Annotated in this window: 27 protein-coding genes and 1 pseudogene; 8 read left to right on the forward strand and 20 right to left on the reverse strand. The window is 57.6% G+C overall.

The window, feature by feature from the left end; translation table 11 throughout:
* The first annotated feature begins 31 nt into the window (after positions 1–31).
* The gene (locus ACZ1HH_RS16395) at positions 32–2305 is read left to right on the forward strand and encodes a sensor histidine kinase (RefSeq protein ID WP_487320521.1); all 2274 of its coding nucleotides are present in this window, start codon (positions 32–34) and stop codon (positions 2303–2305) included.
* A 144-nt stretch (positions 2306–2449) separates the two neighbouring features.
* Positions 2450–3607 (forward strand): sensor histidine kinase, encoded by a 1158-nt coding sequence (locus ACZ1HH_RS16400; protein ID WP_011536915.1) that lies wholly within the window; start codon positions 2450–2452, stop codon positions 3605–3607.
* Positions 3608–3892: 285 nt separating this feature from the next.
* Here the strand turns inward: ACZ1HH_RS16400 and ACZ1HH_RS16405 are convergent, their stop codons facing one another.
* The 7 genes and pseudogenes from ACZ1HH_RS16405 to ACZ1HH_RS16435 form a co-directional block, all read right to left on the reverse strand.
* A complete protein-coding gene (locus ACZ1HH_RS16405) occupies positions 3893–4240 on the reverse strand; it encodes a RidA family protein (RefSeq protein ID WP_416369913.1) in 348 nt (115 codons plus the stop codon).
* Positions 4237–5643 carry an FAD/NAD(P)-dependent oxidoreductase gene (locus ACZ1HH_RS16410; protein ID WP_472635376.1) on the reverse strand — a complete coding sequence of 469 codons (1407 nt, stop codon included), beginning with the start codon at positions 5641–5643 and terminating at the stop codon, positions 4237–4239. The genes ACZ1HH_RS16405 and ACZ1HH_RS16410 overlap by 4 nt, the downstream gene beginning before the upstream one ends.
* A complete protein-coding gene (locus ACZ1HH_RS16415; protein WP_472635377.1) occupies positions 5643–5942 on the reverse strand; it encodes a (2Fe-2S)-binding protein in 300 nt (99 codons plus the stop codon). The genes ACZ1HH_RS16410 and ACZ1HH_RS16415 overlap by 1 nt, the downstream gene beginning before the upstream one ends.
* The gene (locus ACZ1HH_RS16420) at positions 5920–7017 is read right to left on the reverse strand and encodes an NAD(P)/FAD-dependent oxidoreductase (RefSeq protein ID WP_487320522.1); all 1098 of its coding nucleotides are present in this window, start codon (positions 7015–7017) and stop codon (positions 5920–5922) included. The genes ACZ1HH_RS16415 and ACZ1HH_RS16420 overlap by 23 nt, the downstream gene beginning before the upstream one ends.
* A gap of 68 nt (positions 7018–7085) precedes the next feature.
* A pseudogene (gene dctP / locus ACZ1HH_RS16425) lies at positions 7086–8070 on the reverse strand (TRAP transporter substrate-binding protein DctP).
* A gap of 27 nt (positions 8071–8097) precedes the next feature.
* Complete coding sequence (locus ACZ1HH_RS16430; protein WP_472635380.1) at positions 8098–9396, reverse strand: TRAP transporter large permease; 1299 nt, start codon at positions 9394–9396, stop codon at positions 8098–8100.
* Complete coding sequence (locus ACZ1HH_RS16435) at positions 9393–9863, reverse strand: TRAP transporter small permease (protein ID WP_416369907.1); 471 nt, start codon at positions 9861–9863, stop codon at positions 9393–9395. The genes ACZ1HH_RS16430 and ACZ1HH_RS16435 overlap by 4 nt, the downstream gene beginning before the upstream one ends.
* Positions 9864–9975: 112 nt before the next feature.
* Between ACZ1HH_RS16435 and ACZ1HH_RS16440 the strand changes: the two genes are divergently transcribed.
* Positions 9976–10929, forward strand: a complete 954-nt coding sequence (locus ACZ1HH_RS16440) for a LysR family transcriptional regulator (RefSeq protein WP_472635381.1) — start codon at positions 9976–9978, stop codon at positions 10927–10929.
* A 485-nt stretch (positions 10930–11414) separates the two neighbouring features.
* On the opposite strand, the gene ACZ1HH_RS16445 is transcribed toward ACZ1HH_RS16440, so the two are convergent.
* On the reverse strand, positions 11415–11561 hold the full coding sequence (locus ACZ1HH_RS16445) for a hypothetical protein (RefSeq protein WP_472635382.1): 147 nt from the start codon (positions 11559–11561) through the stop codon (positions 11415–11417).
* Positions 11562–12020: 459 nt separating this feature from the next.
* Here ACZ1HH_RS16445 and ACZ1HH_RS16450 point away from each other — a divergent pair, with 459 nt between their 5' ends.
* From ACZ1HH_RS16450 to ACZ1HH_RS16460, 3 genes are all read left to right on the forward strand, one after another.
* On the forward strand, positions 12021–13205 hold the full coding sequence (locus ACZ1HH_RS16450; protein WP_472635383.1) for a sensor histidine kinase: 1185 nt from the start codon (positions 12021–12023) through the stop codon (positions 13203–13205).
* Positions 13202–13627, forward strand: a complete 426-nt coding sequence (locus ACZ1HH_RS16455; protein WP_472635384.1) for a response regulator — start codon at positions 13202–13204, stop codon at positions 13625–13627. The genes ACZ1HH_RS16450 and ACZ1HH_RS16455 overlap by 4 nt, the downstream gene beginning before the upstream one ends.
* 360 nt (positions 13628–13987) lie before the next feature.
* Positions 13988–14602 (forward strand): response regulator transcription factor, encoded by a 615-nt coding sequence (locus ACZ1HH_RS16460; RefSeq protein ID WP_472635385.1) that lies wholly within the window; start codon positions 13988–13990, stop codon positions 14600–14602.
* Between the two features lie 546 nt (positions 14603–15148).
* Here the strand turns inward: ACZ1HH_RS16460 and ACZ1HH_RS16465 are convergent.
* The 8 genes from ACZ1HH_RS16465 to ACZ1HH_RS16500 all read right to left on the reverse strand — a co-directional run bounded on the left by ACZ1HH_RS16465 (position 15149) and on the right by ACZ1HH_RS16500 (position 19456).
* A complete protein-coding gene (locus ACZ1HH_RS16465; RefSeq protein WP_487320523.1) occupies positions 15149–15370 on the reverse strand; it encodes a hypothetical protein in 222 nt (73 codons plus the stop codon).
* 201 nt (positions 15371–15571) lie between these two features.
* Positions 15572–16336 carry a lysozyme gene (locus tag ACZ1HH_RS16470; RefSeq protein WP_472635386.1) on the reverse strand — a complete coding sequence of 255 codons (765 nt, stop codon included), beginning with the start codon at positions 16334–16336 and terminating at the stop codon, positions 15572–15574.
* Between the two features lie 41 nt (positions 16337–16377).
* Complete coding sequence (locus ACZ1HH_RS16475) at positions 16378–16743, reverse strand: hypothetical protein (RefSeq protein ID WP_472635387.1); 366 nt, start codon at positions 16741–16743, stop codon at positions 16378–16380.
* Positions 16744–16756: 13 nt separating this feature from the next.
* Complete coding sequence (locus tag ACZ1HH_RS16480) at positions 16757–16966, reverse strand: hemolysin XhlA family protein (RefSeq protein WP_472635388.1); 210 nt, start codon at positions 16964–16966, stop codon at positions 16757–16759.
* A 4-nt stretch (positions 16967–16970) separates the two neighbouring features.
* Entirely contained in the window at positions 16971–17324 is a 354-nt protein-coding gene (locus ACZ1HH_RS16485) for a DUF1353 domain-containing protein (protein ID WP_472635389.1), read from the reverse strand.
* Positions 17296–17841 (reverse strand): hypothetical protein, encoded by a 546-nt coding sequence (locus ACZ1HH_RS16490; RefSeq protein WP_472635390.1) that lies wholly within the window; start codon positions 17839–17841, stop codon positions 17296–17298. The genes ACZ1HH_RS16485 and ACZ1HH_RS16490 overlap by 29 nt, the downstream gene beginning before the upstream one ends.
* On the reverse strand, positions 17841–18866 hold the full coding sequence (locus tag ACZ1HH_RS16495) for a DUF7483 domain-containing protein (protein WP_472635391.1): 1026 nt from the start codon (positions 18864–18866) through the stop codon (positions 17841–17843). Before ACZ1HH_RS16495 ends, ACZ1HH_RS16490 begins: the two co-directional genes overlap by 1 nt.
* The gene (locus tag ACZ1HH_RS16500; protein WP_472635392.1) at positions 18863–19456 is read right to left on the reverse strand and encodes a hypothetical protein; all 594 of its coding nucleotides are present in this window, start codon (positions 19454–19456) and stop codon (positions 18863–18865) included. The genes ACZ1HH_RS16495 and ACZ1HH_RS16500 overlap by 4 nt, the downstream gene beginning before the upstream one ends.
* Positions 19457–19570: 114 nt before the next feature.
* Between ACZ1HH_RS16500 and ACZ1HH_RS16505 the strand changes: the two genes are divergently transcribed.
* Together ACZ1HH_RS16505 and ACZ1HH_RS16510 are read left to right on the forward strand one after the other, a co-directional pair.
* On the forward strand, positions 19571–19771 hold the full coding sequence (locus ACZ1HH_RS16505) for a hypothetical protein (RefSeq protein WP_472635393.1): 201 nt from the start codon (positions 19571–19573) through the stop codon (positions 19769–19771).
* Positions 19772–19842: 71 nt separating this feature from the next.
* Positions 19843–20046 (forward strand): hypothetical protein, encoded by a 204-nt coding sequence (locus ACZ1HH_RS16510; RefSeq protein WP_487320449.1) that lies wholly within the window; start codon positions 19843–19845, stop codon positions 20044–20046.
* On the opposite strand, the gene ACZ1HH_RS16515 is transcribed toward ACZ1HH_RS16510, so the two are convergent.
* The 4 genes from ACZ1HH_RS16515 to ACZ1HH_RS16530 form a co-directional block, all read right to left on the reverse strand.
* A complete protein-coding gene (locus ACZ1HH_RS16515; protein WP_472635394.1) occupies positions 20043–22001 on the reverse strand; it encodes a hypothetical protein in 1959 nt (652 codons plus the stop codon). The two genes, ACZ1HH_RS16510 and ACZ1HH_RS16515, sit on opposite strands and share 4 nt — an antisense overlap.
* Positions 22001–23710 carry a phage tail tip lysozyme gene (locus tag ACZ1HH_RS16520; protein ID WP_472635395.1) on the reverse strand — a complete coding sequence of 570 codons (1710 nt, stop codon included), beginning with the start codon at positions 23708–23710 and terminating at the stop codon, positions 22001–22003. The genes ACZ1HH_RS16515 and ACZ1HH_RS16520 overlap by 1 nt, the downstream gene beginning before the upstream one ends.
* Positions 23707–25071, reverse strand: a complete 1365-nt coding sequence (locus ACZ1HH_RS16525) for a tail fiber domain-containing protein (RefSeq protein ID WP_487320450.1) — start codon at positions 25069–25071, stop codon at positions 23707–23709. The genes ACZ1HH_RS16520 and ACZ1HH_RS16525 overlap by 4 nt, the downstream gene beginning before the upstream one ends.
* Positions 25072–25494: 423 nt before the next feature.
* The gene (locus ACZ1HH_RS16530) at positions 25495–26865 is read right to left on the reverse strand and encodes a hypothetical protein (protein ID WP_472635397.1); all 1371 of its coding nucleotides are present in this window, start codon (positions 26863–26865) and stop codon (positions 25495–25497) included.
* Positions 26866–26979: the final 114 nt, after the last annotated feature.

Consider the following 26979-nt stretch of genomic DNA (forward strand, 5'->3'; position numbering starts at 1 on the left):
ATGATCTCCCTCCCATAGAAAGGTGGCGTGCATGTCGCCAAAACGATTGCCGATCAAACTCAAGGTCGCCCTGGTCATCTTCATCGTTTCAGGGGCGGCTTTCAGCGCCTTCTTCTTTCTAAACTACCGTGACACCGTTGCCCGGATCCACACTCACACAGAGCAACTGCTGGAGCGAGATCACAAAACGCATGCGAGATACATCCAGGACACCCTGACCACGATGCGTCAGGACGCCGAAACCCTTATCGGGTTCCCCCCCATTTCTGGGATTCTGCGCACGCGCCAATCCGCTGAACTCACCGATCCCTTGGACGGGTCGTCCCTGCAGGATTGGCTTGTGCGTCTCGAGACATTGTTCAAAAGCGTGCTGACCAATCGGAGCGGCTATAGCCAGATCCGGCTTCTTTTGCCGGAGAACAATTGGTCCGAAATCGTTCGGGTGAACTTTGTTGCGGGTGAGGTCAGTCATGTTGCCCCCACGGATTTGCAGCAGAAAGGTGATGAGCCCTACATCAGGCTGCTGCAAGCTGTTGAAACCGATGACTCGCTATTTTCAAACGTGACGCGCAACCGAGAAAAAGGGAGTGTCGTCGGCCCCCCGACACTGCGCTCCATCAAGAGATTGGTGAATGACGACGGGGCCGTGATCGGCGCGGTGGTCATCAACGCGGTTCTCTCCGAACTTCTCTCCGTGCCGGAGTACGAAGGAGAGCTGGGGCGGACCTACTACGTTATCCAAAACCATGTCGAACCCGCCTTCCCGCTTGCGACCGACGATCAGAGCTTTGTGCTCTCTCCCGAAGAAACCCCACGGGTTCTCGACTTCAAGGTGGTTGCGCAACAATCTGTAGGTCAGCTGATCGATCTGGGCAGTGATGAGAACCTCTACCTCAGCTCCGTCCCTATTTCCGACGCCCATGTGCCATTCGATTTCTTCATCGCCACCGACATTGATGCCGGGGCTCTCTTTCAACAGGCTCGGCACGAACTCTGGAGAAACTTCGCCCATGCCCTTGTGCTGACCCTTCTTGCCTCGGGGCTTGGATATGTCTTTGCAGCACGATTGCTGTCACCGCTCGAACACCTCATCGACGAGATCAAGAAAAGCGCGGGCCTGCGCGGCGATCAGGCCGGCTCCCTGTCGAAGGGCGGCGACGAAGTCACACTCATTGCCAATAACTTCAAACAGTTGACCAGCGATCTGGTGCGTGAAACACAGCGTTTGGATATGGTCCTGACCAATGTGGCCGAAGGCATCGTGACCCTGTTGCCAGACGGCACCATCGAAGACGCAAATCCTGCCTCCTGCAGGATCTTGGATGAAGACAGCGTGCATCTCACCGGGCGAAATCTCTTTGAGATGCTGGGTTTTGATGAGGAGGACGGAAAGGAAATCCTCTGCGAAACCATTTCCGCTCGCGGGGATCAGCCTCCACAACAGCGCGAAATCTCTCTCAAGAAACAAGCGGGCGAACCCATCGTCATCAATCTCGTGATGCGGCATACGTCCTATGCTGAGGGGAGCCGCTTTGTGGCCCTGATCCGCGATGTGACGGAGCGCGCGGCGGCAACCGCTAGGTCCGAAGCGCTGATTGCCGCCCTCAGGCGCTCCAATGCCGAACTCGATCAATTTGCCTATATAGCGTCTCACGATCTCAAGGCGCCATTGCGGGTGATCGAGAATGCCGTTTCCTGGCTCGAAGAAGATCTGCGCCCCCATCTGACCGACGACACACGAGAGAGCATGGATCTGCTGCGTAACCGTGCCCGCCGCATGGAAGCCCTGCTCAGTGATCTGTTAAAACACTCGCGGATCGGGCGGGTTGCGGATTCGGTCGAAAAGGTGACAGGGGTCCAATTGTCAGAGAGCATCCTGGAACTCCTGGACGTCCCTGAAAATATCCGGATCGTGTTTTCGGACGACTTCTACCATTTGACTGTCCAGAAAATGCCTCTGGAAACGGTCCTCGTGAATCTGATCGGCAACAGTATTAAGCACCACGATCGAGGTTCAGGCTTTGTATCGATCGATGTCGAACATAGTGACGGGTTCATGCGCTTTCGCGTCGAAGATGATGGCCCCGGGATCGAACCCGCCTATCACGACCGGATTTTCGACATCTTCAGAACATTGCGCTCTCGCGACCAGCTAGAAAGCAGCGGAATGGGATTGGCGATTGTGAAGAAACATATCGAAGTGGTTGGAGGCAAAATCGATGTTCTCTCCGACGGCGAGCGTGGAACAGTGTTTGAATTCTCTTGGCCAGACGAAATCGTTCAGGAGGAGGACAAAGCAGCATGACGTCATTCCTATGCTCTTTCCCTTCTTCAAAAGAGGCGGAGACCCCACCAGTTTGCAACCTCGATATTGGGCCTCACCTGGGCACAAACACACCTCGCCTTTTCCTCATGGAGTTCACCGCCGCCGATGTTAGGAGTTTGAAATATGGATGAGAAGAAAATGTTGATCGTCGATGATGATGCGGGTGACCGCAAAATGATGCGACGCCATCTGTCCAAGCTCTATCCGACAAATTCCATACTCGAAGCCGAAAGCGGCGAAACAGCGCGTTCATTTGTCGATGAAGAAGTCGAAGTCATCTTTCTGGATTATCAACTACCCGACATATCCGGTATCGACTTGATGTCCAGCTTCTTTCGCCGTTGGCCGCATTGCGTGATTTTTATCATGACCGGTCAGGGGGATGAAGAGATTGCAAAAAGCGCCATCCTGAGTGGTGCCGCTGACTATATTTCAAAATCAGCAATCACTCCTGGGGCTCTGCAAAGAATGATCGCAAATGGCCTTCAGGTGGCCCGGATGAAATGGCGTATCGAGGAACACCAGAAAGAACTCCAGCAGTTTTCGGATGTGCTCGTCCATGACCTGCGCGCGCCTATTCGGGCGATCAAATTCCTCAGCGATCAGATCCTTGAGGATTTCGCAGCCGGGGATATGGATGAAGTCACAAGAGAATTCGATTTGATGAAGAAGTCGGTCTCCAAGATGTCCGATTTGATCGAACGGCTTGCAAGTCACATCAACCCTCACAGCGAAGGCGCGCCGGAGATGATTGCGGCCGAGAGCCTTGTGGAGTCCGCTTGTCTGGCGATCTCGCAAGACATCGCCAATAGCGACGCGATCATTTCTACTGAGCACAACGACATAAGCGTTTCCTGCTTCCCTCCAGATATTTCTCAATTGCTTCAAAATCTTATCAGCAATTCGATAAAGTATCGCAGTAAGGAGCAGCCCCAAATCGACATCTCTGTCAAACAGCTTAGTTCTGGCGTTCAGTTTGCGATTCAAGACAATGGGATCGGCGTGCCAGAAGAGTATCGCAAACGCATTTTTGAACCCTTCAAGAGGCTTCAAAGAAGTAGCGATCTGCCGGGAAGCGGGCTTGGCCTTGCGACCTGCGCAAAGATTGCAAAACGCCACGATGGTGAGATCTGGTGCGATCCAAATGTGAGTTCCGGCACCCTTATTCGATTTTCCTTGAAGCTACCGCCCCCAATGACCCTTCCGGATCAAGAAGATGACGAGGAAGAGACGGTTGTTCCAGCTGCATTTCGGGATACCCAAGCCCGGGCCCGTCACTGACGCGCACCCATCGATGCGATGATCGCGCGCCCAGCGTAGGCGCGTTCGAGACAGATCTAGTCGCCAGAACTATTGGCTGGTCCCGTCTGAGCGAATTGCGATGCCTTGTCCTGCATCGACCTGTGGACGCAGACTTGCTCAGAGGCGCGAGACGCCCGGTGGAACAGACGTCCCCCTTAGGCCCAACGCCACGATGCATTCCAGCCACGCGATCCTCGCCATGGCGGATTGAACGTTCGCGAAGCACGAATAAGAGGGCAACGCTGCGCCTCTTTGGGGGCGCCGTCAGTCGACCGGATAGGCCGCTGTCACGATGATCTCCACCTTGAGCTCTGCCCGGGCGAGCTTTGCCTCGCCGCAGGCCCGCGCAGGGGCGTGGCCCTCGGGCACCCAGGCATCCCAGACCTCGTTCATCTCGGCAAAATCCGCCATATCCGCCAGCCAGACAATGGCCTGAAGCATCTGTTCACGCGAGGACCCCGCATCTCGCAACAAGGCGTCTACCCGGCTTAGACAATCGCGGGTCTGCTCGGCCACGGTATCGCCGCTGCCCACCTGACCACAGAGATAGGCTACGCCGTTGTGCTTCACAATTTTGCTCATCCGAGCGGAGGTTTCGATACGTTCGATCATCCGAGGTCCATTCCTTCTTTTCCGCCCCCGCCGGTGTCATCGAGCTGCGCCAACTCACCAAGGGTAAGCGGCTTGATCGGGGGTCTGATGCGATAATATCCGGTTTCAGCAACCGTTCTTCCATTGGCATTGGCGAGCAATGTCGAAACCGTCAACCCGCAATAACGACCTTGGCACGGGCCCATGCCAGCGCGACTGAAGGCTTTGGTCTGGTTTGGCCCGTCACATCCCATGGCGGCAAAGCGGCGGATGTCGCTTGCGGTGACTTCCTCGCATCGGCACACGATGGTGCCGTTTGATGGGGCCAGGACTTCTCGTGCAGGCGGGTATGCCAGATCAAGGAAGGGCCGAATGGCGCGTTCACGCGCCAGCGCTTTTACAATCGGTCGGCCATGCTCCGACAGGGCGGTCGGCGTCAAATGGCCCAGATCCTCAGCAATCTTGAGTGCCGCAACCTGCCCCGCATATTCAGCCGCTGTAGCGCCCGAAATCCCCGCGCCATCGCCCGCAACAAAGACCTGTGGAGCGGATGTGCGCCCCCAGTCATCTGTCACCGGACGATAGCAGCGCTGATCGCTGTGCCAGTCATGCGCCAGCCCCATCGCGCGGCTCAGCTGCGTATTGGGCACAACGCCCATATGGAGAAAGATTGTATCGCATTCGAGCTCCATCGCTCTGCCAGCGCATTCAAAATGCAGAGCCTCGGCGCGGCCCTGACCCTTGATCATCAGGCCGGAGGCACCGCGGTATCGCTGCACGCCCGCCCGACGCAACTCCGCGATCAAGCCAAGGCCTTTTTTCAAATACCGCCAACCGCGCAAGGCCCCAAAGAGGTGTTTTTGTGCAAGCAAAAAATCGCGTGGTGTTTGAGTTTCAACAAGCGCAAGCGGCGGCGTCCCTGCACGGACCATCTGTGCTGCGATCAGATAGATCAGCGGCCCGGACCCTGCGATCACAGCTCTTTTTGCCAGCACACCCGATTGTTTGAGCAAGATCTGCCCTGCCCCGGCCGTCATGACCCCGGGCAGGGTCCAACCCGGTACAGGCACGGGACGCTCGAGCGCGCCGGTTGCAATCAGGATCCGACCGGCAGTCAGGCGTTTTGCTGCGCCTTCAACGGAGTAGCTGATGCCCCCGTCCGGATCTGCCTGCCACACGGTTGCATTTGGAACATAAGAGCCCCCCGCCTCATGAAGCGCATCGACCAGCCCACGGCCCGCCAGGTAGTCTGTCCCCAGAACCATGGCGCGCTCTTTCGTGGTGCGTTCAATGTCGCGATAGATTTGCCCGCCGAGACGGCGTTGCTCATCCAGCAAGGTTACCGAAAGGCCTGCCCTACGTGCCGTCGCTGCGGCCGCCATGCCAGCGGGACCCGCACCGATGATTGCCAGATCACAATCCATCACACACCTCCCGGTGTTTTCGCGGTCTTGATCACAAGCCCATCTTCGACGTCGACCATACAGGCTTGTCGCGTGATCCCGTCGATTTCGACGAGGCATTCAAAACAAGCTCCCATCATGCAAAAGGGAGCACGGTACGCGCCAGAAACGGGTGACCTTCGTATGTGTCCCAAACCTGCGGCCAGCAGGGACGCCGCCAGGTTTTCGCCGTCGGGCAACTGCAAGGGCGCCCCGTCGAACCTGACGGTCACAAGCGGACCTTGCTTGAAGGCATATTCAAACTTGGAAACGGTCTTCACGAAACACCTCCAGATCAGGGGCCGCAGCGGTCTTTTCCAACCAGTCGGGCAGGAACCGCGCATGCGCTGCAGCGAGCGACACCCCGCTGTGGCAAGTCACGAGAAACGCTCCGGGCATCTCAGCGCTTTCTTGGTAGATCGGTAGCCCGTCTGGAGACATGATCCGAAGCGCCCCCCATGTGCGCACGACCTGCGCGCTTTTGAGACAGGGGTAGACCTCAAGTGCTTTGGCGGCGATCGACGACAGCGTGTCGAGGGTAACGCCATCCTCAAACCCCGTCTTTTCGGTGCTGACACCGATCTGGACGCCGCCCTCATTGACTTGCCGCGCATAGAGCGAGGGGCGGTTGATGAACTGTGGAAGTTTTTCCGTCACAAGGTTCTGCCCCTTGAGCGGAGAAACCGGCGCGCGAAACCCCATTTTGGGACCAAGCTCTGCGGCACCGAGACCCGCAGAAAGAACGACCTTCTCTGCACGGACCTGGGTTCCATCACTGCACGTCACAAGGAAATCGCGGGGCTTGTCGACCTCCACGACGGATTTTCCCGTCAAGATGCGCCCCCCCAGTCCCCGGACCGCCTGTGCCAAGCTCTGCAACAGGCGCAAGGGGTTCACATGCCCATCCTGTTCATGGAGGATCGCGCCGACCACAGCAGAACCGATTTCGGGTTCTTCACGACGTAGCGCGTTGCCGCGCAAGACTTCATAGGGGTAATTCCCCCCGAGCTTGGCCTTCAAAACCTCGTATTTGGCAACCGTCTCCTCAAGGCTTTCCTCGGAGAAATGGAAATCATAGCCTCCGTCCTGCTCCAGCCCAAGATTGCCCCCTGTGGCCTCACCCAGCTCATCCGCAAAACCGCGCCATGCGGCGGCGGACTGTTGACACCACTCTGCGTATCTCGGCTGATTGAGGCCTTTTGATTGCACCCAGACAAGGCCGAAATTGCCCCGGCTTGCCCGAAAGCCACCATCCTCACCGTCCAGAACAACAACGTGCTTTCCGCGTTTGAGCAGCCCCCAAGCGATTGAGAGCCCCACCACGCCACCGCCGATGATTGCATAATCCGTATCCAAAGGGGATGCCCGCCTACTGAAATGAAGTCGAAGCGGCGGGCGATCCCGCCGCTTCGACTGAATGAAACTCAGTTCCCGATCTTGTCGAGGATGCTCTGCCCCCAGTCTGCACCAACGTCCTGCAGGACGACGGGCCACACATCGGCGCGTACCTTGTCCGCCATCGCACCGAGTTCAGCATCCGAAAGACGCACAACGGAGGCACCAAGCTCATCCGCCAGACGCTGCTCCCACTTGCCTTGATCCTCCTCGGCAACTGTCCAGCGCTGCGCCTCGAATGCGGCTGCGGCCGCCTTTAGGGCATCCTGATCCTCGGCGTCGAGTTCGGCAAGCGATTCATTCGAGATGATCATGTACCAGACCTCAAAATGGGTGTTGGCCGGGACATAGGCTTTGGTCACATCGCGGAATGAGGCGTACTGCCCCCGACCCGATCACACCATCGACAACGCCGGTCTGGATGGCCGTAAAGGCTTCGGAAAAGGGGATCGGGGACGGAATGTAACCCAGGGCTTCGCCCGTGAGCTGGAAGCTCTTGATGCCGGGTACGCGCACCTTGATGCCGTTGGACTGGGTGGGATCACCGGGGTTCACCGGATCGGTATTAAGCGAGATGCCCCCGAAATAAACCGGATAGGCGGCCAGCATCGTGATGTCCTGCTCGGCATAAAGCTCCCCCATGACATTCCGCACCGGGCCATTGGGACCATAGATCGCCTGTGCTTCGGCCCAATTGCTCGCGAGGAACGGGAACGAGCTGATCTGCATCCGGCGGTCCGCAGCGGTGGCCGCCGGTTGGGTGGCCATGTCGATGGCGCCAACACTGATGCGTTCCTGCACTGTGGTGTAGTCGCCAAGAGCCGAAGCCGGGAAGATATTGATGCTTACATCACCGCCAGTGGCCTCGGAGACATCCTCGGCAAAAGCGCGCAGTTCCACATCGATTGTTGCGTCCTGGGGGCGGACGTGGCTCATCTTGAGATCGGCCGCCGTGGCGACGCCCGCCAGGGCCATCAACGCAGCTGCAGCTGTTCCGGTTAGAACATGTTTCATGGGTTACTCCTCTGTTGAATCATTGGGTTAGTAGCCGAACAAGCTCGGCAGAAAGAGCGAGAGATCAGGCCAGAGCGACGTCAGGAAGACGACAGGGACATAGCCGGTCACAATGAGGATCATCGCGGGCGGGATCACCTTGGTGACCTTCACGTTGCCGATGCGCGCGCCCAAATAGAGGATCGACGCATAAGGCGGGGTCACACCGCCCATGGCCGTGTTCACGCCCATGATGGCTGCAAATTGGATGGGGCTGACGCCAATGGCCTGCATCAGGGGCAGAAGCAACGGCGCAATCAGAATGATCGCGGTCACGTCATTCACGACCATCCCAACGAGGAACAGCAGGATGTTGATGAGGATCAGCAGGATGACTTTGTTCTCGGTGATCCCGAAGATCGCACTGACGAGCCGCTGCGGGATGCTCTCGTAGACATACATCTGTCCGAGGATCATCGAGAACAGGATCATCACCATGATCGCGCCAACCGCAGTGGCGGCTTCTTTGCCTGCGGACAGGAAGTTCTCCCAACGCAGCCCCTTGTAGATGAAGAACCCAACCGGGATCGCATAGATCACCGAAATGGCGGCCGCCTCTGTCGGGGTCATGATCCCCCCGTAGATCCCACCGAGAATGATGATCGGCATGAGCAGCGCCGGAAAGGCATTGATGCCTCTCTTGGTTACTTCGCTGGTCAGTTCGGTAAAGCTTGGTTTCTCATCAAGATGCAGATTGAACTTGCGCGCCATCCACAGGTTCACCACCGAGAAGTTGAACATGATAAAGAGGCCAGGGCCGAGGGTCGCAAGGAAACACGCAAGGATCGACGTATCCGTGACCCAGCCATAAACGATCATCGTCACCGACGGCGGAATGAGCAGGCCCAGGATCGATGAATTGGCAATCAGTGCGGTTGCGTACTCACGCGGATAGCCGCGTTTTTCCATTTCCGGGATGAGCAACGGCCCAATGGCCGCGATCCCCGTGAGACCGGAGCCAGAGATCGCGCCGATGATGGCACAGCTCACTGCTGCCACCACGCCCAGACCACCACGCACATGCCCGATAAAGGCATTCACAAAGCGCAGAAGCGAGGCGGCGATCCCACTCTCCGACATGATCGTGCCAGCCAGCACAAAGAGCGGGATTGCAAGAAGCACCGGGTTTCCAAGCTGCTGGAACCCCCAGAGCACCATGCCCTTCATGGTCACATCACCGACGAAATACATCACCATCAAGGCGCCGCCAAAACAGTAGGGCAGAGGCACGCCCAACGTCAGCGTGATAACAAGAACCGCAATAGCGAGCAGCGCGATCTCAATCATTGAGCCGATCCTTTCATCAGGCTACGAACGTGGCCCCAGAGGTGCCAGGCGGTGTAAATCATCATCAGGGCCAGCCCGATCACGAGCGCCACATCGGCATAAAACGTGGGGATGTAGAGGGTTGGGCTTTCCTTCCAGACCCGCCAGGCATAGCGGGTGTAGTCCCAGGCCCAGCTCAGCAACCAAAGCCCGATGACAAGGCTGATGATCTCGCCGACAATCGCCAGAACCCGGTGCTGCTGCTCCGACGTCAGCCAGATCTCAAGCACATTTGCTCTGATGTGGGTGTTCTCACGCGACGCGTTGACGGCCCCGAGAATGTACAGCCAGAGCGTCGGATAGAGCATCGTCTCTTCGAGCCCCATGACGGGCACCTGCAGGACGTAGCGCGTGATCACTTGTACAAACTGTCCAAGGGCAACGATCAGGATCAATCCTGTCAGCAGATACTTGGCAAAACGATCCATGGTCTCTCCCTCGTGGCGTCTGATGCGCCAATACCGAAGGATTTCTCTGGACTGCCGTATAAAATCAAATTTAAACTTTTTCTGACACCATCAATCTGCTCTATGGATCTCCATGAATATCACGCTCCGCCAATTGGCCACTTTCCGCGAGGTGATGCGTAGCAGCTCGATCTCACAGGCCGCACGCGCCGTTGGTCGCACACAACCTGCGGTAAGCACTATGATCGCAAATCTCGAGGAGGAGCTGGGCTTTGCCCTCTTTGTCCGAGAGCACGGAAAACTCACCCCAACTCCGGAGGCCAGATATTTCTTTGAGGAATCCGAGGCGATCCTGGACCGGATTGATCGAACCGAGCGCACCGTTCAACGCATCCGCAACCTCGAAGAAGGCAAGCTGCGCATCGCGTGTCACCCGGCAGCCTCGAGCGTGTTTCTTCCCCGGTTGCTGACCGGTTTCCTCGCAGACAAAGATCACCTTGAAGTTGCATTGATCATGCGATCGTCGGATGTCATCGAAGATCTGATTGCCTCGCAACAATATGACATCGGGTTCTCTGAAACTCCTTCGCCTCGCGCCTCGATCGAGCAGGTCGACTTTGACCTGGAATGTGTCTGTGTGGTGCCCGCAGGCGATCCCTTGGCGACCCGACCCGTTCTAGAGCCGCAGGATCTGGACGGAAAGCCGATGGCGGTCCTGTTTGAGGAGCACGCCACCGCGATTCAGACCGAAGATGTCTTTCGCGCGGCGGGGTGTTCGCTCAACAAACGTTTTGAATTGCGTACGTTTCTGCCGGGGCTTCAGTTTGTGATGGCCGGCGCCTGTTACATGATCTGCGACATGATCACCGCTTATAGCTACATGCTGCAGAACGACACCCACAACACTTTGGCGATAAAGCGCTTTCGGCCCGAGATCAGCAACAGCGTGTCTGTTCTGACACCAGGATACGCCACCCCGGCCCTCGCACCTCAGGCCTTCAGGGCGCAACTGATCGACGCCATTACCACCATGAAGCAGGAGGTCGACGCCGCCCTCCGCACCGGGGTCGACCTCCCAACGACCTGACAATCTGTGAGATCAAATCCTTACTGGCGACCCCGGCAGGATTCGAACCTGCAACCTGCCCCTTAGGAGGGGGTGTCTCCGACGACAGAACAAGAACTTAGATCCCAAAAAGCAATGTTATCAATGGGCGGAAAACCTAGTTTCCCTAATGTTCCCGGTTCAGGCAGGTTCAGCGAACTAAAAAGCATACCCTCTTCAGTTAATCCATGAAGCGCGCTCAGTTTCATTCGCTCTCATTGGGCTCTGCCTTCTTACCATGTCAACTCTGGCCACTCGCACGAAAGACGACGCGCGCGCCGTGCTGGAGCGTCACCTCCAAATCTCGAGAGGTGCTTGCGACCGTTCGCCGGTAAACTACTTCGGCGACCGCGAAGCTCTCGAAGTGCTCATCTGAGACAATGCGATCCTGAGCGTCTCTGATTACCACGCGGTGATCGATGTGAATTTTCCCCATCACTCGCTCCTTAGCTGTATTCAGGCGGCGTTTATACACCGCGCTTGATTGCGCTTAGTTCGGCAGATCCCACGCCGTGGCGCAGCGCCACCTTGGGAAAGGCCTCATCAGGCGCGACCGCCTCGACACTCTCCGCCGGCAGCGGTCGGCAACGCGTATCTGTCGGGTCAAGCGACATGCGGAGCTCCCTTGTCAGGCCTTGCTTCGCGACTTACGACCTTCGGCTGCGTTTAGCTCTTGCGCCACCATATTGAGCAAGTTGTATCAGCGCCATAGACATAAATCGCCAGTCCGAAGCGGCACACCGGATGAACCTACACCATCTGTATCCAGCAAGCCACGGCCACTCGATCATTTGGCGACACCGTAGGTTGGCTCCGGCCCGCGCTTCCTTCACCGTGCCGCACCATCGCAACGCTTGCACTCGGCAGGCACCAGCCTCGAGTGGCAAATCGATGGTTGATCAGTGAATGCGTTTTGAGAGACAAATTGTCTATAGAATGTCATGTAGCGAATAGTCGGCTGATTGGCCTGCGGCCGTGTCGAGCAGCTAAATAATTTATGCATTCTTAACACGATGCAGATAGGAATTTTGTGCATGTTTCAGTGACACGGTTATTTGGTGGTCAGGTAAAAAATGACAAAAAATGCACAAGCAGTTTCCGAGCCAACCTCTGCAAAACACTACCTAGAAGAAGAGCTTGATGCACTCTTCCAACAGGATGCGGAGGCTTGGCGTTTTGTTCAGCAAGGGTCGCTTGACGGGGTTTGGTACTGGGATCTTCAGCAGCCTGACAAAGAATGGATGAGCCCCGAGATGTGGGCGCTATTTGGCATAGATCCCACCACAAAGCGTCACGACCCGGTAGAGTGGCAGGACATCATTTTCAAAGAAGACCTCGAGGTTGCTCTCAAGAATTTTGAAAAGCACTGCGCAGATCCCAATCACCCCTATGATCAGATTGTGCGGTATCGTCACGCCGATGGATCGACGGTTTGGGTCCGGTGTCGAGGCATTGCTATCCGTGACGAAACAGGAAAACCCATCCGTATGTTGGGCGCGCACAATGACCTGACGGCGATCAAACTTGCTGAGGAAAGAGCAAACGCTGCCTCCAGGGAAACTGCTGCGGCCAATGAAGAACTGCGCAGCTTTGCTTATAGTATTTCCCATGATCTTAAGTCCCCCTCTAATACAATGGACATGCTACTGCGAGAGATCGCTATTGCGGACGATGGCGGCATGTCAGAAGAACAGCGTGAGCTGCTGCAGATGGCGCAAGAAACGGCAAATAGAATGCGCAGCCTTGTTGATGACATGCTGGACTACACGCGGTTAATTGGCGAGGAGCCTGTGTGGAAGAGCGTTTCGCTGTACGATGTCGGGACGCGTGTTCGGGATATGCTGGGATCGCTCGTGGCCGAGACAGGTGCTGAAATTTCGATCGACGAAAACCTTCCCAATGTGTTAGGCAACCACACCCAATTGAGGGTGTTGTTACAAAACCTTATCGAGAACGCCATCAAGTACCGCGATCCCTCGCGTCCGCCGGTTGTGGTTGTCTCTAAACTCGACGCTGCTGACGCGAAAGAAACTGGTTTTTCGGTAGCAGATAACGGCTTGGGCATAGCAGAGGCGCATCAACACCGAGTTTTTGAGATGTTCAAACGTTTGCACCGCGAAGATGAAGTTGCGGGGGCGGGTCTAGGTTTAACGCTTTGCCGTCGCGTGGCGCTAAACCATGGTGGGGATATTCAAGTCTCTTCGAAGCTTGGCCAAGGCACAACTTTCACCGTATCTTTACCGGAGCGAAACACATGAGTACTTCATCTCCTATAGGCTCGATAATGCTCATCGACGATAACGAGATTGACCATCACATGTGCAAGCGAGTGGTCGAACGCTCTGGATTGGTCGGGGAATTTATACAGTTTCTTTCAGCGGAAGAGGCGCTTGACCACTTGAGGCAGGCAGGCGACAGACCGGTAGTGGATGCAATCCTGCTGGACGTTAACATGCCCCGCATGGATGGGTTCGAGTTTTTGGAAACCGCGACAGCGGAATTGGGTGAACACTTCGCACGTGTTGTCGTCATGATGCTCACAACCTCGCTCAACCCGAGAGACAAGGAACGTGCAGCACAATTCGCAGTGGTAAAGGATTACTCTAGTAAGCCGCTCCTTATCGAATATCTGCAACGACTGGCGGAAATCTTGGAAGATCAGACCAAGAATGCGAATTGAAGCAGAAGATTCCAAGACTGAACGAACGTCGCGAATTATTCGAGTAAGACTCTGAAAATTTTGATCGATATTTCCACATCAGTGCGAACGTCGCTAAAGAGTCCTCCCTAATCCGTATCCCCGCCGCTAGAAGGTGGTAGGCAGACGCACCTTCGGTGGGGGTCCGCTCACAGTCGCGTGCCTGCAGCAAAGATCATCTGTCATACCAAGAATTATGCGGAGTTTGCAACGCAGGCTTTCTGTGCCTCGCAGATTTCAGTCCAGAAATTCCCGACGTCTGAATAACTGCTCTGTTCATCGACGATTAAACTTGAGCAACTAATTTGAGCGCTCGTCTGGGGTGTTTTCTGGAGATAACTGATGCGTGTGCTACTGGCCGATGACCATGATATGGTGCGTGAAACGATTGCCGCTTACCTTACCGCTGACGGTGGAATCGATGTCAAGGCGGTCTGCGATGCCCACGCCGCATTCGATGCTATGCAGACAGACGGATCATTCGACCTGGTTCTTCTGGACTACCAGATGCCGGGGATGAACAGTATTGAGGTCCTGAAGAGAGCTCTCGTGGCAAATGGCGGGAAAGGCGTGGCTATTCTCTCTGGTAGTGGCTCACCAAGACTTGCAAAGGAAGTTCTTGACGCTGGGGCAGCCGGCTTTGTGCCCAAGACTATTAGTGGCCTTACTCTTTCGAACGCAGTGAAGTTTATGTGCGCTGGCGAAGTCTTCATCCCGCATGACTTGCTAATCGAGAGTACAGTCGCACCAACTCACCCCCTCTTGGATGGTCTAAGCCCGCGGCAAATCCAAGTATTGGAGGGCGTGTGTAATGCCAAGACCAACAAAGAAATCGCTCGTGAGCTGGAGCTGGAAGAAGTCACCATAAAGTTCCATGTTCGAACGTTATGCAGAAAGCTCGAAGTCCAAAACCGAACACAGGCAGCTTTGGCTGCGAAGTCAGCCGGTTTGTTCTAGCTAAACTCCACTTGATGAGCCAACTGGTCACAACCGATACACCACAGCTGCGCGGCAACCCAGTTGGATATGATGAGGCGACCCTTGAGCAAACGCACGATAAGGCGCTGTTCAAAAAAACGAAAAAGCCCCGCTCACCGGCGGGGCTTCGTTTGCGCCCGTAGTTGAGGTCTACAGGCTACTAGGAGCGCCAATAGTCTCTGCCACTCAGTCAGGCGCGCTCGTTCTTCATACGAACTTTTTCATATCACGCAAACAAAATAGGCCCCGCCGAAGCGGGACCAGTTAGACTTAAACCCAGATCCTGTGCACTTGAACTGCACTCACTTATACCAATCACAGGACGGTTACAGTGTGACTCGCCAACGGTGAACACCACGTAAACTTGCTCTTGCAAACACAAGCGCGGAACCCTTTCGATGTTTACATGTTCGCAAGAAATTAATGCGATAAAGACGGCAGGTACAAAACGCCCAATAGTGCCTAAGATCTATGGCGGCGCGCTTCCCCCTGGGAGATATCGCGCCGCCGTTCTCGACCCTTCTCTCAGCTTGCAATCTTTCGGCCGCTGAGGGCTTCGACCTTTCCGCCGCAATCTAGCAGCTCGCGCCTATCGCGCGCCCAAAGCAGCTCCACCTCTCGATCCGAGAGCCATCGCTCCGGAATCTGCACAGGAAGATCGCAAGGGTCAGCGCCGTCAACGTAAGGCGTTGAGCCGCCGCACCCGGCCAGCGCCAAGGCACTGAGGAACAGCAATAGGGTCCGCATGGGCTTCCCCCTCCAATTGACGGGATAGAGCATCGCGGGCGCGCTCTGCGGCCCTGCGAGCCTCATCGAGCTTGCGCCCAGCTTCAATGTGGGCCAGTTCACGCGCCTGGAACTCAGCACGGCAGTCTGCGGCTCCCCACTTGTACCCAAACAGCAGAGCGCCACCGATCAAGGCAGCGGCGATACCGAGCCGCCAATCGATCACCCCTGCCCCTGCAAACAAAGCGCGACCTCTTCGCTCCGCCTATTGACCAAGCCGCGCACGATGCGCCCGCCTGCCTTGTTCCACCAGCCGAGGGCCTTACAGCCGCCGACCACATCGCCCGCATTCAGCCGCCGGGTGGCCGTAGATCGCCCCGCCCCGCGAATACCCACGTTGTAGGCAAGCGACACATAGGCAGCATCCCGGTACGCGGTCAGGCGCTTGGCCTTGGTCTCTGCCGTGAAGTACCGATGCAGACCGGCGCGGTAGTCTTCAGCGAGCCGACGCTTCAGCATCTGAGAGCACTGCCGATCGGTGAAGCGATCCCCGAGCTTGATGCCCTGTGTCTCTCCGAAGCAGGCCGTAGGAACGCCGACGATATCGAGGTAGGCGCAGTGCAGAGCCGGGTTGTCATCGCATCGATGCTCCCCTTCCCACTTCACCACATGAGGCACCAGCACCCGCATGGTGGCCCGCTCTGTCGCCTGAGCTATGGCCTGTCCTGCCAAGAGTAGGGTGCCGATGATGAGGAGCGCCTGAACAATACGGCGGCGTAGCGCGCCCTGAGCGCTTTGAAGGATCATCCGGCCAAGGATGCCCAGGGCAATCACCCAAAGCTGCAGCACGGACCAGACCGCCGGGTTCGTGTCGAGTTCGAAGGCATAATAAATCAGGTCAGGCGCAATGGTAATCAAAGCCAGCGCATAGAAGGCCCAAGCGGAATATGCGCGCAGCAGATCTGCACGCCAGTTCGGTGTGAACATGGTCGTTCCTTTCGGTTAGAGTTTTGGTGAGCTTTGCTGGCCTACGGATACCAGCGGGTCTCTGTCAGCCAGAGCGGGTGACACCGGTGATAGACGATGGCCCGGGCGCCTTGCAGCTGCTGTGGAGTCAGCTGCACCAACCAAGGACCAAAACCAAAACGGCCGGCACCGCGATCAACGGTACCTTCTTCGAACTGAATGGGAGCAACCGTTCCGCGCCCGGTTCTGATCTCGATGCGGACAAACTTGCACTCCCGCAGCTTCATGCTTCGCCCTGCGATCCGCACACTGGTTTCGCCAACAGGCTCGATGCGATCGAACTGGGTTTGACCCGCAACCGGAGCGAAATGCCCCTCGATCTGTCCTCCCACTGAGACAATGAAAACTGCGCAGATGGCGGCCAGCATCGCTGGTAAGATCTTAGCCAAGGTTCAAGCCTCCCTTTAGGGCGTAGGCGATTGCGGCCATGATGATCGCTCCCATCACGAGGCGCACGAGCCAGGTCAATGTGTCTTCGATCGACGTCAGTCGGTTTTCCACATTGATCCTATGGACATCATCGACTGCGTTGCGCGTCTCCAGGGCGGCGAGGCGCGCTTCTGTGGTCCGCTTCCACTCATCATCGGTCAAATTCCTACCTCCATTTGTGGATCGTGACGGCCAGAACCATTGCCAGCCTGCGGATGCGCGAGACGCCAGCGGCGCGCAGCGCTTCGGAAAAGGGTGCAGCCGCGCTGACCCGCCCCCAGCCAAGCCGGTGGAGGGCGTAATCATGCAGCGCAGCGGCTTTCAGATAGCGGGGATCGTGCCGGTCGAAGATCCACCCGGCCCAGCGAGGAACCGAGACGTCAAAGGCAAAGCCTGGAGGCACGTAGAGAAAGAGACCGGAGCCCCTTGCCCCAATCTCCCATGCGAGTTCAGTTGTGGTGAGGTACCCGTCCCCGTGGCGGATGTACCAGTTAGGCGAAGAGCCCGTCTGTCTGCTCATCGGTCAAGCCGAGAGACGCTTGCAGCATCAGCACAAGGGGGTGCATGCGCTGCACGTTCAGCGCCGTCAGGGCCTCGACCCTCGCAGGCAGTTGCTCAGCTTGGGGCAAGGCGTCGATCACTGCGTTGACGGTAGCAGGAAGGCTGTTCCCGCCTGCCCAATTCAAGGCCTCCTGCTCAGTCACGAGCCCTGCCCCGGCTGCAGCGACAGCAAACTGACCGCGCGGAACAGACATTGCATCACGTTCGGCTGCGACCTCTTCAGGTGTCTTTGCCCGCACCGTCCAGCCGAGAACCCAGTTACCACCGACGAGAGCTGGTGCCGCATTTGGAACCGCTACGCTGCCATCGGGAACAGCGGGACGATCCTCTTGGATCACATCTACGAGCGCGCCAACAACGGCTTCAAAAGGCAAATCCACGCGACGGGGGAAGCTGGTGCCAGGGTTATCCCGCTTCATCTGTGCGAGGCTGTAAGGGAATTGCGCAACCGCGCCGTTTTGAATGAGTGCCTGCATTAGACGCCCTCCGCTCTGATTGCCATGTAGATGTAGTTGCCGCCGCTGGCGTTGACCGACGCAACCGCTGAATCAAGAGTAAATCCAGTTGGTGTGAAGCTGATGAGAGGATTGTCGGTGACTTCCCCGCCAGAGCTTTCAAAGCTAACTCGGCCGGTCGCAGCACCACCCGATGGGCGCAAATTGTCGTAAACCCGCCATTCGTTTGAGGAACCGTCCTTTGTCCGCTTGATCATAACGAATTGCGGCTCCCATCCCAGCGAGACGGAAGGGCCGCTGGCGTTCCCGTTGCCGGTATATCCCCCGCATTGGATGAGGCCCTCCGCGCTAGGATCATGCGCGAACAGATAAGCAACACACGCTCTGCCCGTTGCATTTGGCCCGCCGGTGTTGTCATCAACATAGAAAACGGAGTCTGTTGGTGCGGTTCCCCATATATTCGCAACAGTCGTACCTGCAAATGTTCCCTGAAGGCGAAGGTAGTGAGCCTCGGGCGGGTTGGAAAAAGCATCGAGGCTATCTTTGTGATACACCCACCAATCAGACGATCCACCCTTCCACTTCACAATGATCATGCCCGGAGCAACGCCAAGGTTGTGGGGAATGGCGCGGTCTGCGGTCCCGTCTCCGGTAAACTCGACAACATCGAAAAAGCCCTGCGATCGCGCGAACAGGTACTGGATATAGGTATGGCTCGCGCTATTGAGCCAGAGATTTGAGCCAATAGTCACACCGCCCAGGTCGAACGACTTGACCGTATCGGCTGCTGTGCCCTCAGAGGAAGTAGACGTACTGGTCAGATAGTTGCCCGCCCCTCTAAGTGTGTCTTCCCAGAGCCAAATCTGAGACATGCTGAGGGACTTATGAACAGCGAGGCCGCCGAGTCCCAGCATGTTCGGGCCACCTGTGAAATCCCTCGAAGTAGCGCCATCACCGGTGTAGGCCGTGGCCTTGAATACGTCCTCAATTCTTGGCCCTCCAGTTCCGGCGGCGGCCTGCATCATCAAGCGAGAAATCAGGCTCATCCCATTGCATCCCCTGCCTGAAAACCGAACCATGTTGTGCCGGCATCCATGGTAAAGAAGACCAGAACATCGGTCTCTCCACTCGCTGGAGCATCGGGTGCATTCGCCCCACCCCAATCGACCGATGCGGGCCAAGTGATCGTGTGCGTTCCACCAGCCGTAAGCCGAAGCGTGAAGGCGCTTGCCGTGCCGCTATCTGCGGGGTTGCTGAACGTGAATGTGGTGTTGCCGCTTGTAGTGAGCGTGAACAAGGTGCCAGCCTCAAGGTCGACATCAGGAGTCGTTCCGGTGAGGGCGACAACCGTCTCCTGGACCTCCAGCAGCTTTACCGGACCAGTGAATGTGCCTCCGGCCTTGGGCATCGCGGCATCAGCTTTGGCCCCCTGCGCTGATGTTGCGCCCCCAAGATTGGCCAGAGCGGTGGCAGCATTTGTCGCGCCGGTGCCGCCAGCAGTGATCGGCCGCGCGCTATTCGCGTCTGCTTGAAGATCCTCAAGCGGCTCGTTGTGCTGCTCCGCTGTTGCCGTTTGATCATCGGTAGCAAGGTATCCCGATGGGAGAGTATAAGTGCCGTCGCCTGCTCTGGGCATAATGGCCTCCTTAGATGATGGGGAATAGACGCGGGAAGCCCCGCCGGAGCGGGGTGTTGACATTCAACCCTGCCGCGATAAGGCTGCGTTTTTGGATTGTTATTGGAGTATCGGATGCGCTGGATTTTACTCGTGGCCGGGCTGGCAGCCCTTTCGGCCTGTGATCATACTGAAGCAGATATTGAGCATGCTCGGACAGTATGCGGCAAACTTGGAGCAGATCCCAATTCTGCAGCTTTTACCGATTGCGTGGAGCGTCAGTTCTCACTTCGGCAACAAAACCGAACCACTATGGCTGCTGCTATGATGCAGTGACGTCACTCACGTTCATGAGGGGGCGGGCAGGCCCCATTGCCCACCTGCCCCTTCATGGATAGGTTAGTCAGATGGAATGGGTTTTCTTTCTGCAGATTGTAACAGCGGTCATGGTCGGAAACGGCCTTTCAGTTCTGTTCTACTTCTTCTGCTGGCGCGTGACTAAAGAGGAGAAAAGGACAGGCACCCATGAAACCCTGCCTCCATGGATATATCTGGCTGCGCTAGTACCCATGGCATTTGCACTGGCAGGTTTTTATTTCATGCCCCATTAAGGCGTGAAGCTCTCGCGCACCGGCTGGCGCATCAGCGCAGCAACGAGACCATCACGCACATTCGACTGGAATTGCTTCCGAACGGCTGGCGAAAGCACAGCTTGCGGATCTGCCGACATCAGAGCGCGCGCCAGCGCATGCCGGGTAGCATCATTTTCACCGCGCACCAGTGGTCCAATTGCGCCGATAGCTTTCTGCACGGCTGTCCCAGCATTCAGGTTTGCCAGATCAGCCAAAGCCCCCGCAAGGCCTGATGTGGTCCTCTCTGTGGCCTCAATATCCGCAAGGTTGTCAGCCGTGCGGCTCCCTCCAAGCGCCCTGTTCTGAACACTCCACATTGCGTTTTCGCGATCGATCCTGCGAGATAGTAAGCTAGGATCCACGGACATGGCCCCGCTCTCTGCCTCTACCTTCGGGCTTTGCAGAGCTTTCGCACGATTGGATGTTGGGGCGTTTGCCGCCTCCAATCTGGCCAAGAGGGTATCTCCGTATCCGACACGCGCTGCAGACTGCTGTTCCGGGGTCATTGACTGGAAGCGAGCGATTGTGTCCGCTGCTCTCTGGCGAGGGCGAGCCATTTGCACACCTTCATCAACAGCACCGATTACCTGAGAAGCGTTCCGGAAGCTGTCATTTGCCGCCCTGTAGCCCTCACTTGCGCCCTCTAGCGCTTCATCAAGAGCTGCCACAAGCTTGCCCAACTCACGCGCCTCATTGTTTCGACCGGCTCGTACGGCAGCGCCAATATCATCCTGGACGGCCTGTTTCACCCCGAGAACACGATCAAAGTCACTCAGTTCGCGTGCGATCTCACCCTCTGGTAGCTTGCTCTCAGGTGCGGCAAGCCGCGACCGATAGCGGACAAGCTTGGCGTCGATCCCATCGCCAGTGACACCGCTGCCTTGCATGCCCCCGATCCGATCATCGATCACGCGTAGAGCGCTGCGAACATCGACCGGCGCGGCATTGCTGCGGGCGGCATCGTAAGCCGCATCTGCAGCTTGACCACGGGCCGCCGTGAGGGCAGCAGCGCGAGCTTGCGCTGTCTCTCCACCCATGCCGAAGGCATCATCGATAAAACCAGCCACTCTTTCTGGCTGGCCAAGCTGACGCTTCTCGAGAAACTCCGCAAGCTCGGCTCCGCCATCTCCACCCGCGCGAACCAGCCCGCTAGCTCGCCGCTGTCCGGCCTCGCGGAGGGCATCCATCAGCCGGAACTCACCCTGCCCCTCCAATCCAGCCTCCGCAACCTCGGCTGCAACATCGTCGGCCGTCCTTCCGCTTTGCTGAAGTGCATCCACAAGAGCACGACGGACCTTCGTCTCACTCGGCTTACGGGTGAATGCAGCGATAGCAGGATTCAGAACCCCCTTGAGAGCTCCAATGACAGCTGGGGCGCCCCCGCCAACGAGCCCTCCAACACTGCCACCCCATAAGGAGCCGTTCACGCGCCCATCGAGGCCCTCACCTCCCCCGGCGCCATGCGCAGCACCTTCAATGCCACCGATAAATGCCCCGCGCCCCATAGTGCCCAGCAGGCTTTTCCCAACGGCCAAGGGGGCAGATCCGGCAGCTGGGACGAGCGCGCCCGCAATCTTGCCACCAGTGCTTGCGACAGGGTGTTGCTCCGCATCAACGTCTTGTTGCGCTCGCGCCTGTTCAAGCCGAAACCTTCCCAGTTCTGGCCCGCCGCGAACAAACGCGCCTAGTGCTTGCGCTTCATCATCAAGGCCGAAGGTGACACCCGCACCAATCCCACGAGCAACGGTTCCACCCATGCTGGAATCGGTGTTGGTCGCGATCATCTCGCGGCTCGTCATCTGGCCCGTGCCGGGGTTCACAAACATGCCCTCCGGGGGCTGGCCATACGTGCCGTCCTCATTGCGTTGAGACGGGGTTGACTGCTTGCGTTTGTGAGCAGCGGCAGCAAGGGCTAGCGCTTCAAATTCGTCCATTACTGGCCCTCCTGCTTGATCCGCCACATTTCCTCAAGGGAAACACCGTACTTTTCAGCCGCAGCAATCGCTGATGGATCCGCGGCGAACTGCTCAAACCCGGCCTGAGCGGCGGGTTCATCATCCCCAAAGCCAAACTGCGCGGCATTCGGATAAGCCTCTGCTTTCGCAAGGATGTCCTGATACAACCCCTTGAGGCGTGTCAGGTTGCGCTGCAGCTGCTCTTGGCTCTGGGATTGTTTGATGCTCCCCATCACCGCCTGCAGCTCAGTAAGCTCACGTTCTGAAACCGCGCCAAGCGCCCCTCCGGTCGGGCTGGCCTCCCTCATCTGCTGGAGACGGTCGAATCCGATGTTCGCTTGAACAGTGCGCAGCGTGTTCTCGAGATCGTGCGCGTTTGTGCCGCCGACATTGCTGGCGATCGATCCGATCAAGCCCGTTGTGCCAAACTCGCCCGTCTGCTCAATAGCGCGATCAATATCCTGCAGGACGATGTTTGCAGACCGACCGGCTTGCGCGCCTCGCTCACTCGCGGCCCGCTCATTATCGGCAATCTGTTGAGCTGCTGGGCTGCCCGGCACGGGAGCCGCAACGGGGAGACCAGTTTCAGGGTCGATCCGCGCTTGGCCCGTTTTGGGGTCAAGCACGTACCCGTAATCCGTCGACAGTTTACCAAGCTCTGGGCCTTGGCCACCGGTGTTCACAGTGACATCGGTTTGCGCCCTGCGAGCCTCCGCGAGCTGGGTTTGGAAGTCCATGAAGCTACCATCAAACCCCTGTTGCTGTGCCTTTTGGTACTCGCGCATCGCGCCTGTAGGCTCTGGCCCCGCCTGCCGCGCGGCAATTTGACTTTGCAGGTTCTGCATCTGCAACTGCCGCATCGGGTCGTTTGCCTGCATCTGCTGCTGCATCAGCGCCTGCGCCAGAGCTTTCTGCTCACCGGATGCATATGGGCTTGCTGCAAGCTGAGCGAGTTGCATGGCCTGCGCCAGTCCGGAGCCCCCGGAACCAGATGGGGAAGCACCGCCGGTGTATTTCGCAACGCGGCGGTCAAGATGCTCCTGAGCGGGGCGGAGGAAATGCGTGGCAATCGCCGCAGCCGCACTTCCTGCGTCCTGTGTTCCCATGATCTTTTCAAACGCCTCACTCTCCGAGCCTTGCAGTTCTGTCATGAGGAAGTCGAGCTGCAGGTTCGGATCGCTGACCGGCTTACCATGTTGCTGCGCAAAGGCCTCCAGCGCTTTCCTGCGCGGGCCGGTCCACTGCGACAGGCCGAAGCCGCCACGAGATCCAGGCACGATTGGATTTTGCTCGTTGATACCGGGGTTGAGGCCGCTTTCGTCCTGAAAGTTCATCAGGAAGCCGTCTGCGATGTGTTCGGGCAAACCTCGCTCAATCAGTCCTTTGCGCAGCTCAGGTGCCTCCACAGGGGCCATGGGGGCGCTCGCGGTCGAGCCACCACCCTGAGCGCCCATTAGAGCGCTAGAGAGGCCAGACCACTTGCTGTCAAAGTCTGCCTTACCCTGCGCTAGACCTTTGTCGGCCTTGCGCGCGATCAGAGCCCCAGCGATGGATCGAGCGGCAGAACTTATTCCCTCCCCAACATTCTGGGGGGCTTTCTGCTGAGCCATCATCGCCTCAGCGAGCGAGCGTTTGCGCTGAAGTTGCTCGTATGTCTGGCCGGTATTGCCGCCGAAAGAGTATTTCATCCCGCAGCCTCCCGAGCCTTGTCATAGTCGACAGCCATCAAGCCGCTTTCCAAGAAAACGACTGCCCCTGGATCAACCTTGAGTACGTCCTGAGCCATGAACCCGACATGCCTTTGATCGCTTCCAACGTACCGGAATTCATAGACCGGGAGGCGGCCACTGCGTCCGATTCTGCGAATATCGGATTTGACGCGACGGTCGCTCATCAGCGCGGCAGCACCGAGTTGCCCACCGGCTCCGAGAATACCGCCCATGAGTGAAGACCGGCCAGCAGCCTGCTGCTTCCAAGCATCAAGCTTCGAGTTATAGGCGCTCATTTCGAGGCCAGCCCGATCTGTCCCGGCGATGCCGCCGATCTGCGCATTCACGAAATTCGGCTGTGTCACCTGACCAGTCCCTAGAAGCGCACCGATTTCATTGATCGGCTGGTTGCGGATCGCAAACTGCTCCTGAAGTACGCCGGATCGCTTCTGATCTGCGTACTGGTTGGCAGCCAGAGAACGGTTGAACTCTTGCAGCTCAGCGTCGTTATTGAACCCCTTCCCGCTCAGCTCCATGCCAAACTCATTCGAGCGCGCGCTGTTCATGAACTCTGCATCATTGGCATTCTGCCCATACTGCTGAGCCTGAGCGGCGTTCTCAAAGCCTGCACGGTCAGCTTCGAGGCCAACAAGGCGGGATTGCTCCTGACCGCCTGCAAGGATTGCCTGCATGCGCGCATCGTTTGACTGCTCGCCAAAGCGGTTCATTGCGCGGTCGTAGGCCTCCGAGCCTTCACGAATACCCTGACCCACGAGACGGGCGCGCAAAGCCTCCTGATCCCTCTCAAGCTGCGGGTTCATACGCGACATAAGCGCATCCTCAACCCGGCGGCGGTCCTCCGAAAAGTCTGTCCCGTATGTCCGGCGAATCTGGCCCGCGTTAGCAATGTTCTCTACGAGGTCAGGGCGCGCTTCAGCACGCTGCAAGCTCCCCATGCCCCCAAGTGCTCCAGCCGATCCACCTTGCGGAAGTGAGGTGGTGTCGATCCCGCCTGCCATGTGGTCTTTCAAACGCGCCGAAGAGGCCGCAGCGAGATCAGCCATGTTACCCTGCGCTTGGGTCTGGCTCTGAAAGATAGCTTGCTGTTCCGGGGAAAATGACTGCGTGGCGGTGTATCGCGGTATGTCATACTCTTTGCCCGTATTGGGGTCCGTGTATTTGAACGTATCCGTTTGGTTGAACGTCAAATTGCCATGTGGCGTGATCTGATCAACAAGCTGGAGGTTCGCATTCGCGATTGCAGTGCCAATGTTATTGGCGGTCTGCGCGCCCGCTGTTTTAGCGGGATCCGGGGGAGTGGGGGGCGGCGGTGTTTTCATCGCGCTAACTCCAATTAGACGCCCTAAAAGCGTCGTCATAAATTAAAATGATGGCTTCTGAGGCCGCGCGCCCCCGCATTCGGGGGATGATATGCTCATGGCCGCCCATCGATCGGGCAAGCCTGCGAACACGGAGGTTTGTTTCATCACACCGAAGGATTGCGGCTTGGCAGTTCATTGTGCCGAAGATGTAGTCGGCAAGAGCCCTTGTGATCGCACGATGAGGAACCCCAGAGCGAGAATATCCGGCTGAAATTTCGGCGGTTTCAGCCTCCTGGTTCCAGTCGTGAACAATTGCTCCACCCACGAGTTCGTCACCATCCAATACAGCCAACGCTCGACTGGGCCCAAAATCACGGCGCTCTACACCAGAGACTGCGCAGATGAGATCTGCAACGACATCATCGCCGCCCCAAACCAGCCTCAAACCACCCTCCCGCCCGTCTCAGCGATGAAATCGACGCGGAGCAACTCAACAGGGAGCTTCAGATCCCCGCCCGATGTAATCTGGACCATGGGCGCAAGCGCATAACCGGTGCCATAGACGCTCTCCCATTGGCCTGTGACGCCCTTGCGTGGCCGCTCGATGTCCTTTCCCCAAGAACCCGCACCCCATGCCGTAGCCCCCCAAACCATTGCGCCACGCGCCGAAGGGACAGCAGACGGAGCCGCCGGCCACTTCACGTCGAAATCGCTGGCGACGCTAAACTCTGCCGCAAAGGCGTCATCTGCGAAATATGACGCCCGCATGAGGGACGCGACCTTATAGGCAGCAGGATCGCCCATCTCATCGAAGCTCAGGCATGCTCTCGCGGTGAAGGGGGCCCCGTCATCCGTGCCGCCGGTGTCCAGCTGCATCACAAAGCCATCAGTGCGGCCGACGTAAACGCCATCACCAAAGGTGGCGCCGCAGGTTCCGTGCCAGCCAGTCTGGATCGCCCACGCTGTGGTGTTAAGGTTTGCGGTCAGCATCCGCGTGGCTTGCGGGAACACCGCCAATACCATCTCCCCCGCGGCCCATTTCAGCAATTGGACATCGCTGGAGGCGCGGGCAGCCTCGTCGGTCCAGGTGTTCTGGATCTTTCTGGTGACAGCGGACAGCGACAACTCGGAGGGGTCTCGCTGCAACGCTGCGCTCAGGGGCACGATACCCTCGTCTGTAGCGATGACCAGATCACCACCGATGCGCATGGAAGCATTCTTGCCCAATGGTTCGCCAATGTCGTATCTGCCTTCAAACGCCCACGCCGATGCATCTGACGGATTGGCCCCTGAATAGATTGCAACCTCCCCAAAGCTCGACACGAACACGCACTTGTCATCGAGGCCATCCCCACTGTCGAGCGACCAGGTTGCGCCGAACAGGAGGCGCCCACCGCGCTGGAAAACGCCAGACAGGTCCACATCGAGGGCGGCACCCCCTACAGATGCGATCGGGAGGAAGTACGCTTTGAGGCTGTCTTTTTTGACGAAGAAAAGCCGATCCCGATAGAGCCAAACGTGCGATAGACTCTTGGTGTCGACTCCGGAAATCGTGATCGCATTCGCGGCGCTGTTTGCACCATCTGCGAACGCGCTCCCAGTTGCGCTTGAAATTGGCTCATCGTCCTGAAACGGACCACCGGTCACGGCCCCAATCTTCAGGATGCCCGTTGACCCTGTTTGCTGGACGATGCTGAGAATTTCAGCCGTCGCGCCAGAAGTGTCGCCGGTGAGGGTCTGACCTACAGCAAACTCGGAAATCATCCCGTCGAAGCTGATCTGGTTGACGGCTTCATCGGTGAGCGGATTCATGTCCGTACCGTCATAGATCTGGGCAACATCTTGGCCATTCACTGCGATTAGGAAGTCCCCACCGCTGGTTCCAATCTGTTGTTAGGACCAGTCCCCAGAGGAAAGCCCGCCCGC

The sequence above is a fragment of the Epibacterium sp. HA2-3 genome (assembly GCF_055693725.2).

What these genes read in the sequence shown, in the direction of transcription:
- ACZ1HH_RS16445 (WP_472635382.1), bottom strand. Translation starts at nt 11,561, where the DNA reads ATGTCGCTTGACCCGACAGATACGCGTTGCCGACCGCTGCCGGCGGAG.
- ACZ1HH_RS16485 (WP_472635389.1), bottom strand. Translation starts at nt 17,324, where the DNA reads ATGAGCAGACAGACGGGCTCTTCGCCTAACTGGTACATCCGCCACGGG.
- ACZ1HH_RS16400 (WP_011536915.1), top strand. Translation starts at nt 2,450, where the DNA reads ATGGATGAGAAGAAAATGTTGATCGTCGATGATGATGCGGGTGACCGC.
- ACZ1HH_RS16510 (WP_487320449.1), top strand. Translation starts at nt 19,843, where the DNA reads ATGGAATGGGTTTTCTTTCTGCAGATTGTAACAGCGGTCATGGTCGGA.
- ACZ1HH_RS16500 (WP_472635392.1), bottom strand. Translation starts at nt 19,456, where the DNA reads ATGCCCAGAGCAGGCGACGGCACTTATACTCTCCCATCGGGATACCTT.
- ACZ1HH_RS16460 (WP_472635385.1), top strand. Translation starts at nt 13,988, where the DNA reads ATGCGTGTGCTACTGGCCGATGACCATGATATGGTGCGTGAAACGATT.
- ACZ1HH_RS16515 (WP_472635394.1), bottom strand. Translation starts at nt 22,001, where the DNA reads ATGGACGAATTTGAAGCGCTAGCCCTTGCTGCCGCTGCTCACAAACGC.
- ACZ1HH_RS16410 (WP_472635376.1), bottom strand. Translation starts at nt 5,643, where the DNA reads ATGGATTGTGATCTGGCAATCATCGGTGCGGGTCCCGCTGGCATGGCG.
- ACZ1HH_RS16525 (WP_487320450.1), bottom strand. Translation starts at nt 25,071, where the DNA reads ATGAAAACACCGCCGCCCCCCACTCCCCCGGATCCCGCTAAAACAGCG.
- ACZ1HH_RS16435 (WP_416369907.1), bottom strand. Translation starts at nt 9,863, where the DNA reads ATGGATCGTTTTGCCAAGTATCTGCTGACAGGATTGATCCTGATCGTT.
- ACZ1HH_RS16465 (WP_487320523.1), bottom strand. Translation starts at nt 15,370, where the DNA reads ATGCGGACCCTATTGCTGTTCCTCAGTGCCTTGGCGCTGGCCGGGTGC.
- ACZ1HH_RS16470 (WP_472635386.1), bottom strand. Translation starts at nt 16,336, where the DNA reads ATGTTCACACCGAACTGGCGTGCAGATCTGCTGCGCGCATATTCCGCT.
- ACZ1HH_RS16405 (WP_416369913.1), bottom strand. Translation starts at nt 4,240, where the DNA reads ATGATCGAACGTATCGAAACCTCCGCTCGGATGAGCAAAATTGTGAAG.
- ACZ1HH_RS16490 (WP_472635390.1), bottom strand. Translation starts at nt 17,841, where the DNA reads ATGCAGGCACTCATTCAAAACGGCGCGGTTGCGCAATTCCCTTACAGC.
- ACZ1HH_RS16395 (WP_487320521.1), top strand. Translation starts at nt 32, where the DNA reads ATGTCGCCAAAACGATTGCCGATCAAACTCAAGGTCGCCCTGGTCATC.
- ACZ1HH_RS16450 (WP_472635383.1), top strand. Translation starts at nt 12,021, where the DNA reads ATGACAAAAAATGCACAAGCAGTTTCCGAGCCAACCTCTGCAAAACAC.
- ACZ1HH_RS16520 (WP_472635395.1), bottom strand. Translation starts at nt 23,710, where the DNA reads ATGAAATACTCTTTCGGCGGCAATACCGGCCAGACATACGAGCAACTT.
- ACZ1HH_RS16505 (WP_472635393.1), top strand. Translation starts at nt 19,571, where the DNA reads ATGCGCTGGATTTTACTCGTGGCCGGGCTGGCAGCCCTTTCGGCCTGT.
- ACZ1HH_RS16430 (WP_472635380.1), bottom strand. Translation starts at nt 9,396, where the DNA reads ATGATTGAGATCGCGCTGCTCGCTATTGCGGTTCTTGTTATCACGCTG.
- ACZ1HH_RS16495 (WP_472635391.1), bottom strand. Translation starts at nt 18,866, where the DNA reads ATGAGCCTGATTTCTCGCTTGATGATGCAGGCCGCCGCCGGAACTGGA.
- ACZ1HH_RS16475 (WP_472635387.1), bottom strand. Translation starts at nt 16,743, where the DNA reads ATGCTGGCCGCCATCTGCGCAGTTTTCATTGTCTCAGTGGGAGGACAG.
- ACZ1HH_RS16455 (WP_472635384.1), top strand. Translation starts at nt 13,202, where the DNA reads ATGAGTACTTCATCTCCTATAGGCTCGATAATGCTCATCGACGATAAC.
- ACZ1HH_RS16530 (WP_472635397.1), bottom strand. Translation starts at nt 26,865, where the DNA reads ATGAATCCGCTCACCGATGAAGCCGTCAACCAGATCAGCTTCGACGGG.
- ACZ1HH_RS16440 (WP_472635381.1), top strand. Translation starts at nt 9,976, where the DNA reads ATGAATATCACGCTCCGCCAATTGGCCACTTTCCGCGAGGTGATGCGT.